This is a genomic window from Vibrio sp. NFR (genome assembly GCF_027587095.1).
In the GTDB taxonomy this organism is placed as follows: domain Bacteria; phylum Pseudomonadota; class Gammaproteobacteria; order Enterobacterales; family Vibrionaceae; genus Vibrio; species Vibrio harveyi.
This window is the reverse complement of sequence record NZ_JAPPTN010000001.1, coordinates 118,335-135,548: the sequence shown is the minus strand read 5'-3', so window position 1 is coordinate 135,548 and position 17,214 is coordinate 118,335. Positions and strand designations below refer to the sequence as shown.

Annotated in this window: 10 protein-coding genes; 2 read left to right on the top strand and 8 right to left on the bottom strand. The window is 46.1% G+C overall.

The window, feature by feature from the left end; genetic code table 11:
* Positions 1-110: 110 nt before the first annotated feature.
* The 4 genes from OH463_RS00620 to OH463_RS00605 form a co-directional block, all read right to left on the bottom strand.
* Positions 111-3,104 carry a M6 family metalloprotease domain-containing protein gene (locus tag OH463_RS00620; protein ID WP_269990281.1) on the bottom strand — a complete coding sequence of 998 codons (2,994 nt, stop codon included), beginning with the start codon at positions 3,102-3,104 and terminating at the stop codon, positions 111-113.
* A 231-nt stretch (positions 3,105-3,335) separates the two neighbouring features.
* Positions 3,336-4,703, bottom strand: coding sequence for a TrkH family potassium uptake protein (locus OH463_RS00615; protein WP_005446560.1), 1,368 nt, complete (start codon positions 4,701-4,703; stop codon positions 3,336-3,338).
* Positions 4,700-5,362: a potassium channel family protein gene (locus OH463_RS00610; protein ID WP_005446558.1), complete on the bottom strand. Its 663-nt coding sequence runs from the start codon at positions 5,360-5,362 to the stop codon at positions 4,700-4,702. Before OH463_RS00610 ends, OH463_RS00615 begins: the two co-directional genes overlap by 4 nt.
* A 338-nt stretch (positions 5,363-5,700) precedes the next feature.
* Positions 5,701-6,936, bottom strand: a complete 1,236-nt coding sequence (locus OH463_RS00605; protein ID WP_269990279.1) for a DEAD/DEAH box helicase — start codon at positions 6,934-6,936, stop codon at positions 5,701-5,703.
* Positions 6,937-7,133: 197 nt separating this feature from the next.
* Between OH463_RS00605 and OH463_RS00600 the strand changes: the two genes are divergently transcribed.
* The gene (locus OH463_RS00600; protein WP_050935391.1) at positions 7,134-8,456 is read left to right on the top strand and encodes a hemolysin family protein; all 1,323 of its coding nucleotides are present in this window, start codon (positions 7,134-7,136) and stop codon (positions 8,454-8,456) included.
* 62 nt (positions 8,457-8,518) lie between these two features.
* On the opposite strand, the gene OH463_RS00595 is transcribed toward OH463_RS00600, so the two are convergent.
* On the bottom strand, positions 8,519-10,480 hold the full coding sequence (locus tag OH463_RS00595) for a TonB-dependent receptor domain-containing protein (RefSeq protein ID WP_020480883.1): 1,962 nt from the start codon (positions 10,478-10,480) through the stop codon (positions 8,519-8,521).
* On the opposite strand from OH463_RS00595, the gene OH463_RS00590 reads away from it, so the two are divergent.
* A complete protein-coding gene (locus tag OH463_RS00590) occupies positions 10,455-11,327 on the top strand; it encodes a 4'-phosphopantetheinyl transferase family protein (protein ID WP_333482787.1) in 873 nt (290 codons plus the stop codon). The genes OH463_RS00595 and OH463_RS00590 overlap by 26 nt on opposite strands.
* Positions 11,328-11,342: 15 nt before the next feature.
* On the opposite strand, the gene OH463_RS00585 is transcribed toward OH463_RS00590, so the two are convergent.
* The 3 genes from OH463_RS00585 to OH463_RS00575 are packed head-to-tail and all read right to left on the bottom strand — an operon-like array spanning position 11,343 to position 17,148.
* Complete coding sequence (locus tag OH463_RS00585; RefSeq protein WP_269990274.1) at positions 11,343-12,284, bottom strand: hypothetical protein; 942 nt, start codon at positions 12,282-12,284, stop codon at positions 11,343-11,345.
* Entirely contained in the window at positions 12,277-16,224 is a 3,948-nt protein-coding gene (locus OH463_RS00580) for an enterobactin synthase subunit F (RefSeq protein ID WP_269990273.1), read from the bottom strand. Before OH463_RS00580 ends, OH463_RS00585 begins: the two co-directional genes overlap by 8 nt.
* Before the next feature lie 33 nt (positions 16,225-16,257).
* Positions 16,258-17,148, bottom strand: coding sequence for an isochorismatase family protein (locus OH463_RS00575; protein WP_269990272.1), 891 nt, complete (start codon positions 17,146-17,148; stop codon positions 16,258-16,260).
* Positions 17,149-17,214: the final 66 nt, after the last annotated feature.

The following is a 17,214-nucleotide window of genomic DNA, read 5'->3' as shown; positions in this document are numbered from 1 at the left end:
AGACCAACATGAGATGACTTCACAACGCGTCACTGTACTACGGGACGAGACAACTAAAGAAATAAAAAAGCCACTCGGCTGAGTGGCTTTAATGAATGAACAAGAGACGCTTATTGCTCGCGACGACGCCAGCCAAACAGCCCTAATAACAATAGTGCCCAGTAAGACAAAGCACCACCGCCACTATCCGAATTGTCAAAACTTAAGCTGCTTACCGAAGCCACCACTGACACATTCACTGAGCCAGTCGCCAAGCCACCATTCCCATCCGACACGGTGTATTCCAGTTGAACATTCGTCACTTGATCTTGAGGTGCTTGGTATTGGATCTTTCCATCCACCACACTTGCCGTTCCCACGCCGGATGGATTACTCACGCTCTGCAACACTAAGCGATCTTCATTGAAATCTGAATCATTGGCGAGCACGTTGATCATAATGCTCTTTCCAGACTCAACACTGGCGCTATCTTGATTAGTAACCGGCGGCGTGTTCTCAACATCAACACTAACCGTCGCGGTTGCAGACAAACCGCTAGGGTCCGTGACCGTCACTTGGAAGGTAAGCGTCTCGCCCGCCTTCGTTCCTTGCGCCACAGTAAACTTTGCGTTCACACTATTCGCATCTGAAATAATGGCTTTAGTACCCGTCGTTTGTTGCCATCTATAGTTAAGTGCATCACCATCAGGGTCAGAGCTTGAAGAAGCTGACAAGCTGCCTTGCCCGTTCGCTGTCATGCTACCGATATCAACTTCGGCATTGGCTGTTGGCGCTTCATTTTGACCATTCACACGCACTTGCACCGCCACTGGCAGCGATTTCAGCGCACCATCTGAAGAAACAAGACGATATTGGAAACTGTCATTACCCACGAAGTTTTCTTTAGGTATGTATTGGGTGCCGCTCAATGTGCCATGCGTAGGTTGTTGCGTGTATTCCACATTGAATTGATAGCCAGGGGCAATAAAGTCATTCGACGTAAGCGCAAGCGTTACAGGCACGTTTTTGTCCGTCGTCACCGTGTCCGTTTTAGCCTCTACGATATTGCTTGAATCAATATCAAACAGCGCGCCAAAAGGAATGTAAGAGAAGTTTTGACGCATTAAACCTGAAGAGTAAATACGTTCACGATCTCCTGCCCAAATCCTTGGCACTGCTTCTTGTTCCGTCGCTAAGGTGCTTCTAAAGTTATAGTTAGATTCAAAACGCCCGTTCTCAATTTCAACCACAAGCAAATGCTTACCTGCCGCTATGCGACTTGGCTGTTCAAACAGAATACGAGTGCTGCTACGAAGTGAGCCTTCCTGCAGAAGCTGCGCCTCATTTTGATCGAACTGCAAACTGAACGATTCAAATCCAGGATGTGGGAAACGCCATACCTTGTAGTTCATCACCCCAGCATTGTCATTAGGTGTCACATAAAGTTGCAAGCCATCCAATTCTGAAGCCACTTTAAGATCCAAAGAGACAGCCAAAGCGTCATCAGAGCTTGAGTAAACATATCCTCGATGAAACGAGTTTTGCCACGCCGACTTGTTTGGCTCACTTGGCATGGTTAGTGAAAACGTTGCCGAGTTTGATTCACTTGAGATATTTGAGATACGAACACCCGTGTTAAAGCCTGCTATGCCGGTCAAACTAGGGTTGGAATCGTCAGAAATGCTCGTGCCACCATTTGGATAAAGATCTCGATCGTCGCTAGGAAAACCGGCTTCCAATTGTTTGCGTCCGTCAGCTTGCATGATCTGCACCTGCATATCACCGACATCGTTGAATCGATTTAAGATATTCACCGACGTTGCCAACACCCCTTCTGATACCAATGCTCGGTCGTACCCTTCAAACCGTCTATTCTCAAGGTAGATACGAGGACCGAACTCTTTAAGATAAGGATCAAGATAAACGAGCTTCACTTGCCCATTTTCAACCGAAGCAGATTCATCGCTGGATTGCGCAATGTCTGGCAGTACAAAGCCCGCAGCATGCTTACTCCAAGCGCTCATGTTGACTGGTGTATCTCCAGCATAACGGTCGCCTTCTTTCTTCGCCCAAGAACCACCACCCATCACGCCCCACTGACCAATAGATGCATCGCTGTTGTAAGAGTACAAATCCGGTAACCCAAGCATCAGGTGACCAAGTTCATGGACGATCACCCCCAATGTGGATTGATGCGTCTGCTGAAAGTCAGCAAACACACAGTAGTCTCTGATGGTAGTTCCGTCGATTGACACCGCATCATGTGAGTATTTGTGCGGCCATATAGAAGGACGATCTAGCTGGTTTGCCGCCAAGTCCCCACCAGCAAAAACAAACATAACCGAGAGCTCTGTTGGTTCGACACGACCGCTGCTGTCGGTGTCGTATTGAGCTAAGTTGATGTATTGGTCTAGCTTTTGGTACGCCTCAGAAAAAACCGCCTTAAGCTTGGTATTACAAGCATCACCGCTGGTTTTGGTGCTACAGTTAGGATGGTTTTGGTTCACCGTGACACTAATAACGCCATCATCCGCAGTGCCATAGCTTTCCTTCGCTGGTACGACGCGATACTTCCCATGTGAGTTCTTGTCATAATAATCCACCACGCTTTGACGATTTTCGCCAAACACCAACTGTTGAAAATCGTTAACCATAGTCTGGTTATTAAACGACACCTCAACCACCAGCAAAGGCTGTTGAACCACACTCGATGAACTCATTGCTCGGTATCCTTGCTGAGCTTGGCGCATCAAGTTTGCACGAGCTTGGGGTTCTAGTGTTCTCAAAGAAGAAAGAGAAGGTTTTAATAGTACATCAGGGCGGTTTTTCGATACTTGTGGAGCGATTGCAGATTGTGTTTTTTCTACTCCAGTCGAGACAAGTAGCGGCCGATCCGCTTCTCGCTTGATCTCAGCAAAAAACCAAGTATCACCGTCTTTGATTAATGCATTTCCTTGCTTATCTTCATGCCAGTAGAAACTAGCGGTACCGCGAACCAGAATTTCACTGACCGTCCCATCACTGAGAGTCACGGGTTGCCAAATAGGAGATGGGGGTGTGGTTGCCATGCCGTGACCAGAAATCAGCGCGGTCAACATGGTGAGTGCGAGAGTCTTTAACTTCAAACTACAGCTCCATGAGTTCGATGTGTAAGCCATGCATCTCATATGCAAATGATTACAACAAGTTATATATAGTGGAGCTATGAAATAGTACAGAAATCGAGAAGGAATGAAATGCTGTGACAGGAGTAGATCGAAATTATTTGCATTCGCTCACTAATTTTATAAAAAACGCGAGAGCCGAATAATCAAAACTCTCACGTAAGCTATTAATATTAAAAGATTAAAATGCAATTAACCTGTTAAAACGTTATCTTCTGGGTATTTAATTAATGTCGGTTCTGGTCGCGCCAGCATGTAGGCTAGTGTCAATGGACCAATACGACCGATGATCATCACAACGATCATGATGTACTTACCTGGTTCCGACAGTTCTGCTGTCAATCCAGCCGTCAAACCTACCGTCGCAAAGGCAGAAATGGTTTCAAACATTACCTTATCAAACGCGGCTTTCTCAGTAATCATCAACAAAAACATCGCAGTGGTGAGGATAGCGCCACTTACCACGATAATCGCTAATGACTTGGTTACGGTTTGCCAATTCACCGTGCGTTTAAAGATCACAACATGCTTTTTCTGGCGCAAGAACGCCCATGTTGCCATAAATGCCACTGCAAAAGTCGACACTTTAATACCACCACCTGTAGAGGTTGAGCCCGCACCAATCAACATCAGTACGATCATCACTAACAAAGCAGGTTGGGTAAACTGAGCCAAATCTACGCTGTTAAACCCAGCGGTACGTGCACTTGCCGATTGGAAGAAAGCCGCTAACCATTGCCCCGCAACAGGCAAAGACGCCATGGTATTTGGGTTATGTCTTTCCAGTAGCCAAAACAAAATAGTACCGACACCAAGCAATGCAGGTGTCGCGATCAACATGATTTTGGTGTGCAGATGCAAAAAGTGAAAGCCTTTACGCCAATGCAGCCATAAATCACCGATCACGGTGAAGCCCAAGCCACCGAAGATAAACAAACCCGCTAGGGTGAAAATCACCACCGGGTCGTTAACAAAGCTCATCATACTATCGGAGAACAACGCAAATCCTGCGTTATTGAATGCTGAAATAGAATGAAACAGCGCATAAAACATGCCTGTTTGCCAGCCCATTTCTGGCACCCAGCGGAAAGATAGGAAGATAAATCCAATGGTCTCAGCAATCAGAGCAAAGACAACGATTTTCTTGACCAATTTACGTAAGTTGACTTGGCGATCTTGCCCTAATGCATCTTTCGCAAGTGCTTGTTGACGCAAACTCAAACGAACACCAAACATATACAGCAGCACCGCAGACAGCGTCATCTGCCCTAGCCCACCAATTTGCATTAAGAACATCAATAGCACTTTACCCGCCAGGGTAAAGTGCTGCCCGGTATCTACGACACCAAGCCCCGTTACACTGATAGCCGAAGTCGCAGTGAACAAAGCGTCAGTGATAGAAAGCCCGGTTACAGAAAAAACCGGCAGGGTCAGCAAAACAGCAGAAGGCAATAACACACCGAGAAAGCTCAGCAATATAATGCGCGGTTCGCCACCTTTCGCTTTATCTCGTTTGCCATCTGGGGCGTAAAACACGCCTCTCTGATGAAATTGCTTCATAGTGATTTCAACTTGCTCGCAAGTTTGTCTTGGGGTCCCACAACAATGATGAGATCGCCGATCTCCAGCGTTGAATTGAGATCCGGTGCTTTGGTGATTTCTGGACCGCGTTTAAAGCCAAGCACTTGTACACCTTCCACCTTACATAAGGCTAAATCGCCAAGTGTTTTGCCCATCCAACGAGAGCCAATCACAAACTCTGTCATGGCTAAGCCACTGCCTAGTGGATGAAACTCCAACACACGTTTATCCAGCATCTTACGCGCTACACGAATACCCATATCACGCTCTGGCATGATGACGTGGTCTGCACCGATTTTTTGTAGAACACGTGCTTGGAAGCGATCATTCGCTTTTACCCAAACCGATTTCACACCCGCTTCTTTTGCGATAAGTGTTGCGAGGATGCTGGCATTGACGTCTGCACCGATAGCAATCATGACCATGTCATAATCATCAAGCTTGAGTTCTGCGACTGTCTCTTCATGAGTACAGTTCGCTACGATGGCTTGGCTAACAAATCCCGCCGCTTCTTTCACTCGGTCTTCGTTAATGTCTACCGCCAAAACTTGTGAACCTGAATCCTGCAGTTCTTTACAAACGGCCAAGCCGAAACGACCTAGACCAATTACAGCAAATTGCTTATCACCAGTTTTCATTCGTGCCTCATTTATGCGTTGAATAGCAGGCGCGAAAGTCTGCGCCTATTCCTCACCATCTGCAAACATGACGACAAAAAATTGACAAAACCCTAACTCAAACCTTCGCGTAAGATCTAACCAAAGCGTAAGACACATTGAACGAGTTTTCCTAATTATTAGCAATTAAATCAAAAGAATAACTACATGCTTCACACTTCATCTGTGCATGGTTTTCGCTACCAAATAAAGAAAGAAAACTGAGACCACGTTGAACAAAAAGCCAGAGAGAAAAGAAAAAAGTAAAAAATAAGCCGCATCGAGGTGCGGCTTATCATGTAGAAAAGAGCTATCAAACGTTATTTAGCGTTACGTTTATCACCATTTTCGCGACGTGGACGCTGATCTTGCGGTTTACGCTTGTTCTTCGGAACGTAGTTCAGAATCGAAATTGGCACAGGTTTTCTCGGTGCAAAACCTTCAATTTCTACACGCTCTAGCAAATGACCAAGGCGGCTTTCGATCATGCACAGGTTTTTGAAATCGTCTTTCGATACCAGTGAAATCGCCTCGCCCTCTGCACCAGCACGACCAGTACGACCAATGCGGTGTACATATTCATCGGCTGGGTAAGGTAGATCGTAATTAATCACGACAGGCAAGTTATCAATATCGATACCACGTGCCGCCACACCCGTTGCCACTAAGTATTGGATTTCACCGGCTTTGAACTTCTCAATCAGTTCTTGGCGAACACGTTGGTTACGACCACTGTGGAAAGCTTCAGCCACAATGCCACGCTTCTCTAATTGAGTAACCAGTTTCGCTGCGCCATGTTTTGTCTCGATGAACACCAACACTTGCGACCAGCCGTTCTCATTCAACATGTGGCTCAGTAGTGAAGATTTCATGTCTTTATCAACGGTGGTGATCCATTGCTTAATGTTTGACTTAGACGCGCTGTGCTTTGCAATGGTGATTTCTTCAGGATCAACAATTGCATTCTTTGCCAAATCACGAACTGGGTTAGATAAGGTCGCGGAGAACAGCAAGCTTTGAATATCTTCTGGCATGCAATCGATGATCTTATCAATCGAATCAATAAAGCCCATATCCAACATTTTGTCAGCTTCATCTAGGACCAGCATTTCCACTTCATCAAAGTGAATAGCACGCTGACCGTAAAGATCAATCAAACGACCTGGAGTACTTACGACAATGTCTACGCCTTCAATCAACGCTTGTTTTTGCGGTGCGTAATCCACACCACCGAACATCGCCATAGAACGCAATGGTAGATTTTTGCCATACGCTTCAATGCTCTGATGAACCTGAAGAGCCAATTCGCGCGTTGGCGTTAGGATGATCGCACGTGCACGCTTTTTACGTTGCGTTTCGCCGTGGCTCAGTTTTTCTAAGATTGGTAATACAAAGCTGGCAGTTTTACCTGTACCCGTTTGTGCTGCGGCAATTAGGTTGCTACCACGCAGAACAATAGGAATGGCTTTTTGTTGGATAGAAGTCGGTTTTTCGTAACCCAGCGCCTTCACAGCATCTGTGATAGAAGCACTTAAACCAAGCTTAGAAAATGGCATACAAACGTCTCAACGAAGAAATGGGCGCGTAGTGTATCAGAATCCGAACTAAGTAACAGAATCTATCTGTCTCCAGCAGAGGCTTACTGAAATCTACTCGTGGCGACAAAGAAATTCTATCCTTTTAATAAGTCATTCAATTGTTACAGCGTGATGATTTATTCGCCACTTCACGTTTCTTGTATTTGAACCTCGTTATGCTGCTAGGGTGTGCATCACTGGAAAACTTCATGGACATTTTATTACTGGTTGGATTAATCGCGCTCAATGGTGTGTTCGCCATGTCTGAGATTGCATTAGTGACTGCCAAAAGCGGTCGACTGAAAAAGTCAGCCGAACACAGCTCTTCCGCTCGTCTTGCTTTAGAGCTTAAGAATAACCCCACTCAATTTCTCTCTACTATACAAATCGGCATCACCGTCATTGGCATCCTCAGCGGTATTTTTGGTGAAGCAACCCTCTCAGTTCCATTCGGGCATTGGCTCGTCGCACAAGGTTTAGAGCGTGAGATAGCAAATATCCTTGCAACGGCAATTGTGGTGGTCATGATCACTTACTTCGCCATCGTGATTGGTGAGCTCGTGCCAAAGCGTTTTGCACAAAACAATGCCGAACGCATCGCTGTCATCGTTGCCTACCCAATCCACTGGCTAGCAAAACTGACCACGCCATTTGTCATGCTACTGACCGTTTCGACCGACACACTGCTTAAGCTTCTACGCCAAAACAACGCAGGCGAAATCGTCACAGAAGAGGACATCTTTGCTGTCGTTAGCGAAGGTTCCGAATGTGGTGCTATTGAGCCTCAAGAACAATTGATGATCCGTAACTTACTCCACCTTAATGACCGACTAGCACTTTCACTCATGACACCGAGATGCGATATCCATTATCTCGATTTAGATTTACCTCTCGATGCGATTTTGAGGAATCTACGTCAAACTCAGCATTCTGTTTGGCCCGTCTGCAAAGGAGGGTTAGATAACATTATCGGCACCGTTTCCTCTAAGGCGTTATTAGATGAATACGATGAGCTATCCATTTCTCGCTTAGCCAAGCTGTTGAAACGGTCGCGCTTCGTACCCGAATCAATGAAAGGTCTACCACTGCTCAATTACATGCAACAAACCAGTACCGAGATGGTGTTTATCGTCGACGAATATGGCGATGTGCAAGGACTAGTAACTCACTACGATCTGCTTAAATCCATCGCTGGTGAATTGGGCATGGCACCACAGCAACTCTGGGCAAAGAAACAGAAAGATGGCAGTTGGATCATGGATGCGCTGATCCCACTTAACGAGTTGAAGTACAAACTAACGTTGAACCATATTGAAGGCGAAGAAATAGAAGGATTCCAAACATTGAATGGTTTTCTGACGTGGTTAATTGGGCGCGTGCCGACTCAAGGAGAAACCGTCGAATATCAACAATGGCAATTTGAGATACTACACGTGAAGAATAATCGCATTGTCCAAGTCAAAGTCACCGAGTCGCTCTGTGAAATGAAAAGCGTTTAAAGCGGAATAAAAAAGCAGCTTCCGGCTAGGAGGCTGCTTGTTAGATCAAACCAGTATTCGCTTTAGAATAGGTAAGTTGCACTTACGTATGCACTGCGACCTTTCTCTGAATAACCGTAGTAGTCGTCTTCATCATCAAGCTCGACATCAAAGATGTTGTTCAAGCCAGCTTTAAGATTGAGCTGTTGGAAGTCATAAGCAACACCAAGACCGACAAGCGTGTAGCCATCTACTGTTTTGTTCTCACGGCTTAGGTTTGTGATCACCTGTTCACCAACGTAGTTTACTCGCGCAAACGTAGTGAATGCGTCAAACACTTCCCAGTTCAAATCAAGATTTGCAAGATGCTCTGGCGTCTTCATGAGCGTATCACCCGTGCTCTTGTCTTTCGCGTCCGTGTAGGTGTAGTTACCCTTTAGGTTGATGCTGTCAGTAATGTCATACCAACCTTCAAGCTCGATACCTTTGATCTCTGCTTTACCGATGTTTTGGTAAGTGAAGATAGGCATTTTACCAACCGCACCAACTGGCTTGGTTAGGTCGCGTTCAATCTTGTTCTTAAAGTCCGTGTAGTAGTACATCAAGCCAACACCCATAGACGTGGACTCATAAGCAAAACCGGCTTCGTAGCTTTCTGATTCTTCAGGTTTTAGATCGTCGTTACCCGTTAACCAACAACGGTTACCACAACTGATTACACGTACTTGATCGCTGCTTTCCATCATACCCGGCGCACGGAAACCACCACCCGCACCACCTTTGAACACAAATTCATCGGTGAAGCTATAAACTGCATATGCTCTTGGACTGAAGTGACTACCATACACTTCATGGAAGTCTTGACGACCACCAAGTGTCAGCGCCAATTTATCGAGATCGAACTCACCCTGAACAAAAACCGCGCCTTGATAGTTATCGATGTCGCCTGATGGTACATCTCGGCTGTTTTCCAATTCAGAAGTACGGTATTCGCCACCAAACACCCACTCATGTGAATCACGCCACAAACCAGAAACTTTAAAATCAAGCGTGTTGTTTTGTAGCTCAACATCAGCAGCGCCATTGGTGTATGCCGTACTTGCATCATCAAGCTTCATATTTTCGCCATACAAACGTACTTGTGTATCCACAGATTCCCATGCACCTTCATGCGTCAGTCCGTAGTTCCAACGCGTTGAGTCTTGAGAATTTGTTTGCGCACCCGAACGAGGATGGACCCAATCCGCTTCACGCTCATCGTTGGTGTAAATCACATCGGCGATCAAACGCTGTTCATCAGTAAGCTGCCAAGCCATCTCACCAAATACATTGGTGGTGTCTTTCTTTTCTAATGCATCAAAGGTCGGGTTAGTATCGGTACGCCACGGATCTCTTGAAGAGCTTTCAACAATGATGCTGCCTTCAAGGTTTTGTGCGAGTTCACCACTAGCGTAAGCATGACCTTTAACACCATCACCACCGTCGCCTTCAAGAATGCTTTCGTATTCCAAACCAACAGAACCTGATGTCTCTTTGGTTGGCGACTTCAAGATAACGTTGACCACACCACCCATCGCTTCAGACCCATACAGGGAAGAAACCGGACCGCGAACCACTTCAATTCTCTGAACCGCAGTCAGTGGGATGCTTGATAAGTCAAAATCGTTACCACGAATCAAAGCATCTTGAGAGTTAATACGACGACCGTTAATCAAAACCAAGGTGTGCTTAGAATCCAGACCACGAATACGAATGGTGTTACGACCGTAAGCTGTACTACTCAACACACTCACCCCGGTAGCACTACGCACCGCTTCTGAAATGTCTTTTACCGGCATCTTAGCGAGATCGTCAGCGGTAATTACCGACACTGATGCCGGTGCAGTCAACTCTGAATGCTGTGTTAAAGACGCTGTCACAACCATGCGTTCCATTTCTACAACATCATCTTTATCGTTAGCAACTGCATGACCACTGAGTGCCGTCAAAAGTGCACCGGCAAGCACTGTCGGCATAAATGTGGGCTTTTTAACTAAACTATTCACTGCATATCCTTATATCTATTTTATAAATAAATTGAGCTCGCAAACTCTAATAAACGAATGTATAAATGACAATCATTACTACTCGTATTTACATTTAGATTTGAGCTGGGCTATATTTTTGAACTGCAACACATTGAAAAGCACCGAGTTGGGTAACATTCTCGACCCTTTCTGTCTTCAATTAGAAAGTGTCAGTCCAAGGGTTCACATCGTAAAAGCCACACCGGAGATGTATTCCAAATTGGGCTTTCCCGAGGAAGAGCAACAAATTCATAAGTCGATAGCTAAACGCCAGCGAGAATTCAGAGCGGGACGCAACGCGGCTCGTGCCGCCATACAAATGCTCACCTTGAGCCAAGATAACGGAAACTCCCCGCTCATTTTGACGGGGAAATCCAGAGAGCCTTTATTCCCTCAGCCAATCAGTGGCAGCATCAGTCACACTGATGGTATTTGCCTCGCGGGTTGTGCATTAAAAAGTGACATCGCAAGCTTAGGGATCGACGTAGAACGCAATGTCCCCCTCGCCTCACACCTTTTTACAAGCATCTACACAGGTGACGAACAGAACTTAATCAAATCGTCTAGCCACCTACCTGATGCTCTGATATTCAGCATCAAAGAGAGCTTGTTTAAATGCTGCTTCCCCTTTGTTCAGGTGTATTTCGATTTTCTAGAAGCACAAATCACGCTGCTGCCTGAGAGTAAAAACTCAGGACAATTTCGCTTCGAGCTGATTGGAAATAACCAAACCTCTTTAAACGCCAAATTGCCCGACCTTCCATTTCATGGCTACTACTGCTTCAACAAGCAGTTTATTTTCTCACTGTGCTATTTCTCCTCATGAAGTCGTCATTCATTTCTATTCGATGACCTTTTTGATCACCATTTGCTGTTGTTCATTAACCAGCGGTAAGCGCTGCTCTAAACGCCACTTCCACATTTGTGGGATTGAAATACCTACTGTATCGAGTTGCCTTGCCTGCGGACCCAAGTACCAATACGCATCAACCAATTCATCTAAGCAGGTAAAAGCATATGGATTCACGGGAGGCTTTTTCGGGATCAGTTCAAGAAACGAGCGCTGCTTTAGTAAAGGCTGATCCGTCGGGTAAATGCCATGTTCAGGTGCATTCAGTTCACTAGATAAGATGTGTGGCCAAACTGATACATACTGCTCACCAAACTTGTGTTTCGCTAGCTCACCGAAGGTGCTGTGTTTTGCCATAAAGCCCAACGTTGGCGAGCACTTCAGAATGTGTCTTGCACCAACTAACACCACCACACCAAGCCCACATTTCGACGTTTGTTTTTCTACTCCTTCTGCCAAAGCTTGATCACGTTGTGCACTGAGCTTTGCTAACTCTTTCGAATGTTGGATGTCTTCCCAGTTGAACGATGGTTCGGTCAACACTATCTTGATCGGCACCTTACGCGTGCTATTTACTGCACGAACTCGCTCAAAGAAAGCACCGTAACAAGGATGCAACCAAGCGGGAAATGCGACTGAGTCCAACCACACCGCCGCTAATTCAGCTTGGGTAACCGTCTCTCCCGATAAGTAGTTATTGAGTAATGCTTGATGCTTGGCATTCCCAAATTCAATGAACAAATGGGAAAACGAGCCATCCAATTCAGGTGCAAGTAAGGCTTCCGTTATCTTCTCGAACAGTTCGCTAAACCAATGAGCTTCACCGATGGCAACTACACTGCCAGCGTTAAGTTTGCTTTTGAGAAAAGCCAGAGGGGAAACCGCCCCCTCCAACAAATCCTTAGTTTTTGCTTTGGTTGAGGTATCAAACATCAAATCTCTCTCTCAGTTCTTCAACCATATGTGAACCAATCAAACGCAGCATATCTGGGCGCATCATTTCACGGTGAATACACGCGACATCGATCACTTTGAGCTCGCCATCCATGTATTTGAACCATCCATTGCGATCAAGAAATGCCTCTTCTGGTGGCTTCTCCGCATTGAAAAACAACACATCCCCTTGATACTGATAATTGACGCTATCGCGTACGCGATGGTTGTTGTTAATGACCACTTCCACCATTGCCGTAATGGTTTCAGCACTCAGGTGCGCCATTGATGATCCTGCATCTTGTAAAATGTCGATCACTTCAGGTCGCGTTAGGCTAGAATGCAACGATTCATCAAACTCTACCCCAGCCATACGAATTAAGGCGCCAAGCGCTTTCTCTTCGCCAGGTGGGTGCATACTTTGCCATTGCTCCGTTGGGTAAGAGTCCAACAAGGTGACTAAGCCAACTTCTTGACCTTGCTGCTGTAAGATACCCGCCATTAAATGCGCAATCATGCCACCAATAGACCAGCCTAGTAGGTGATATGGACCAAAGGGTTGTTCTTCTCGAATCGCCGCCACGTAATCCTCAGCCATTTCGGTCATTGATTTAGGCAGCGGAGAAGAAGGGTCACCGAGGTTTTTCGCTTGTACGCCGTAAAGAGGCACATTGGATGGAATAATCGGAGTCAAAGCCGCATAGCACCAACTCAAGCCACCAGCAGGATGGACACAGAAAATAGCTGGCTTGCCCTCTCGTTTTCGCAGAGGCAGTAAGATATTGAGCGCTTCATCGCTTTCACTGCCATTTAACTTGGCGGCAATACCGGAAACCGTCGGAGACTCAAACACCGCCGCAAGCGATAGCTCAATTCCCATGATCTCTTTCACATGAGCAATCAACTGAGCAGCAAGCAACGAATGTCCGCCTAATTCAAAGAAGTTGTCATCCACACCAACCGCCGGTAAATCAAGTAAGCGGCAAAATAGTTTGCATAAACGCTCTTCAACAAGGTTACTTGGTCCTTTTGTGCTCACTTGAGCAGACAAATCTGGCTTGGGTAGCGCATCACGATCCAATTTACCATTCGGTGTTAAAGGGAAGCTTTCAAGCTCAACAAAATAGCTTGGTACCATGTAATCCGGTAATGGCTCAGCAAGGTACTTTTGCAGTGCATTAGTATCAATTCCCTGCTCAAGATCCTCTGCCGACACATAAGCAACAAGGCGTTTATCATTCTCAGTATATTCCTGAGCTAACACGGCAACTTGCGCAACACTTGGGTGGTTTGCTAAGGCATTTTCAATCTCTTCTAACTCGATTCGGAAACCACGAATCTTGACCTGAAAATCGCTTCGCCCACAGTATTCAATCGCACCATCTTCGCGCCAGCGCGCCAAATCACCAGACAAGTACATTCGGCTACCTTGTGGACCAAAGGGATTGTCGATAAAGCGCTCTTGAGTCAGTTCTGGCTGACCATAGTAGCCCATCGCCAACTGTCGACCTGCAATGTATAAGTTACCCACCACACCAGGAGGTACAGGATTAAGTTCGTCATCAAGAATATAGATTTGCGTGTTCCATACAGGACGACCTATAGGAATCGAATTCCCTTGCGTATTCGCCTCACTCGGCCAGTAAGTTACGTCCACCGCAGCTTCTGTCGGACCGTACAAATTATGCAATGGTGCATCAAACTCTTGGTAATAGTGATTGACTAGCTCCATTGGCAACGCCTCCCCGCTACAAAAGACTTCGCGTAGACTTTGGCACAATCTGGCATCTGCTTGTTGTACGAAAATTTGCAGCATTGAAGGCACAAAATGCAAGGTGGTGATCTGCTCTTTATGAATCAAATCTTGTAGGTATATTGGGTCTTTGTGTCCGTCTGGTTTCGCAATAACAAGGCACGATCCGACCATCATTGGCCAGAAGAACTCCCATACTGAAACATCGAACCCTGCTGGCGTTTTTTGTAATACCCGGTCTTTCGCATCAATTGGATATTGGTCGTGCATCCACAAGAGTCGATTGACAATCGCATCATGCGTAACGACGACGCCTTTTGGTTTCCCGGTCGAGCCCGAGGTATAAATCATATAAGCTGGTGAATGAGGTTCTGGCTTAACTTGAGGAGGCAACGGTTCTACCACTTTATATATCGTAGGCAGCGTCTCATCATCCACTAGCTTTACATCCACCTCTTGCGGCAGTTTGTCTTGAAGCGTCTTGGTTGAGAAAACAAATTTCGGTGAAGAAGATTCGAGCATGTAGTGGATACGCCCCTCGGGGTAGTCAGGATCCACAGGCACATAAACCGCGCCAGCCGCTAAAATGGCTTGCTGTACTACAATCAGCTCTTCGCTTCTTGGGACACACACAGCAATGCGGTCACCAAGCTCAACGCCTTGCGCTGTTAACCAGTTGGTGAGTGAATACACTTTGCGAGCCAGTTGCTCGTAACTCAACTTCTGACCTTCAAAGATCAAAGCCGGAGCGTGTGGTGTCAAAATACGTTGGCGAGCCATGATGGCGGATAGCGTCGTTTCCGGCACTTCGCGAGCGGTATCGTTCCATGTCTCGACAACCTTCTCTCGCTCACCAGCCAGTAAAATACTGACATCACTCACTTGGCAATGAGAAGAATCTTTAGCTTCTGCGCTTGTAAAAAAGTCACTCATAAAATGGAACAAGCGTTGTTGATGCTCATGAATCTCTTTCTCTGAATACAGCTCTGGATTCGCATCCATATCGATGTGTAATTGCCCAGCTAATTCATAGCAATAGAAAGAAATATCATCGACCGGTCCGGCTGATAAGTTATGTGCTTTTGAAGTGAGGTCACCGAATTTATGCTCGTACTCAAACGGCATAATATTCACCAATGGACCAAATAGATTACGATGATCTTTTACCAAATTTAGCTCGCGATGAAGCTCTTCATAGCGATAGCTTTGATGACGGCGAACCGATGCAAATTCTTGGTTAACTTGCTTCACCAACGTTTTGATATCCAGTCCTGATTCAAAACTGACTCGTACGGGAAGAATATTGACGCGCATCGCCGGAGTTTGAATGGCTACCGAGCCCAAACGCCCCATCAGAGGCACACCAATCACCACTTCATTGGAGCGTGTCATACGGTGTACATAAGCCGCGATAGATGCGATAAGTACGCTATACCAGTGTGTTCTGCACTGTTTAGCTAACGACTCCATTCTCTGAAAGTCAGAGGCTGCCATTGCACCTTTTAGGCGAAGGAAATGGTCTGAAGTCACTGTCGGCTTACCCGCAAGGTTTACAGTGTCAGAATGGTCGGCATAACGCTGCAAATAAAATGCGCGATCTTTTTGGTATTTCTCAGAAGCTTTATAGTCGTCATCTTCTTTCAAAAGAGCCTGTTGGTCTGCAAATTCAAGCTTCTCAAAGTGCTCTCCTTTGACCAACTGACCATAAACATGCGCCACCCGCCCCGCGACCAGCGACATGCTGTAACCGTCTATCGCAATGTGATGCAGTGAAAGGAACCAAACGTATTGATCATCGGAGAGCTTAAGCAATGCCATGATGAATAAAGGACCTTGTTCCAAATCGACAGGTTGCTTTAACTGATCTTTCATCCAAGTCACAGCGGCATCAAGCGGTTTAACGTGTTGCGAAAAGTCGATACGTTCGACTTGCCAGGTTTGTCTATCTATCACCATTCGCGGTCCTTCGGTGGTGGTAACAAACTTAGCGTGCAACGAGTCGACTTCATCAATTGCCGTTTTGACTGCTTCAACAAAACAAGGCTCATCCACCTCGCCTTCAATAACCAGGTATTCGCCAGTCTTATAAATTGGGTTTTTAGGGTCACGTAACTGAGCAAACCAAATCCCAGCTTGGGCATCCGTAAGCGGCAACAACTGCTCTGCCGTATAAGGTAAATCGTACATGTTCATTCCTTTGTCATTCTTCCGCTTTGGCTGTTAGGTCAGCTTCTTCTCGATCAGTCTCCACCAATCCTGCAAACTCGGTTTCGCTGCTAATTCCATAAAACTCACATCAAGGCCCACCTGTTGCCAATCTCCGACCAGCGACATCATGCGTACCGAATCCAAACCAAAATCAAGCAAACTATCCTCTGGCGTCATCTCATCGGCCGGTACCTCTAACAGCGCCGCTAACTGTTGAGTAAGTTGCGGTTGCGACTGAGGAATCACAAAATCACCAGCTGCGAGTTCGTTCGCACTTGCCACTTGTTCGAGCAATTGCTGCTTGTCCAAGACATAACCGCATCGACCCGCCACATAGTTGAGCGCCATGTCATGATCGCTCGCTGAGAAGTCAGCAACGGCATCGGAAACCATGAAAGCTTTAATGTCTGTCATGAACGCTTCTGCCGCTGTTTGTAAACAACCGATGTGAGCATAAATACCCACGATAATTAGCTGATCACGCCCCGTTTCATCCATCATGGATTTAAGTGGCGTACGTTGAAACGCACTGTAACGCCATTTGGTGTACACGGTGTCCTGCTCCGTTGGCGCAAGTGCTGGGGAGATTCGAGTAATGTTGTCATCCGCTTTTAAACCGGGGCCCCAAAAATCGGTCAATAAAGCGCGATCTTCTTGGCGTTGGTCACCGGGCTGCGCGGTATAAACAACTGGAATGCCGGCATCAATACATGCTTGTTTGATCTCTTGAATGTTGCGAGTCAACGTTTGAATCAGCTCGCTGTCTGCATCGTAGAAATTGAGAAAGTATTGCTGCATATCGTGGATTAACAACACGGCACGATGTGGTTCTACTGACCAGTTAACGTGATTTTCTGGCTTCACTTTCGTTAGTGAGTAACCAGAGATAGATGGAATGGCCATTGGGCTTATCTCCAAAGTAATCAAAATGCTAAGCACACCAAATCAACCTTGGTGTTTCGACCTTGG

What these genes read in the sequence shown, in the direction of transcription:
- OH463_RS00615 (WP_005446560.1), bottom strand. Translation starts at nt 4,703, where the DNA reads ATGAAGCAATTTCATCAGAGAGGCGTGTTTTACGCCCCAGATGGCAAA.
- OH463_RS00610 (WP_005446558.1), bottom strand. Translation starts at nt 5,362, where the DNA reads ATGAAAACTGGTGATAAGCAATTTGCTGTAATTGGTCTAGGTCGTTTC.
- OH463_RS00605 (WP_269990279.1), bottom strand. Translation starts at nt 6,936, where the DNA reads ATGCCATTTTCTAAGCTTGGTTTAAGTGCTTCTATCACAGATGCTGTG.
- OH463_RS00600 (WP_050935391.1), top strand. Translation starts at nt 7,134, where the DNA reads ATGCTGCTAGGGTGTGCATCACTGGAAAACTTCATGGACATTTTATTA.
- OH463_RS00585 (WP_269990274.1), bottom strand. Translation starts at nt 12,284, where the DNA reads ATGTTTGATACCTCAACCAAAGCAAAAACTAAGGATTTGTTGGAGGGG.
- OH463_RS00580 (WP_269990273.1), bottom strand. Translation starts at nt 16,224, where the DNA reads ATGTACGATTTACCTTATACGGCAGAGCAGTTGTTGCCGCTTACGGAT.
- OH463_RS00575 (WP_269990272.1), bottom strand. Translation starts at nt 17,148, where the DNA reads ATGGCCATTCCATCTATCTCTGGTTACTCACTAACGAAAGTGAAGCCA.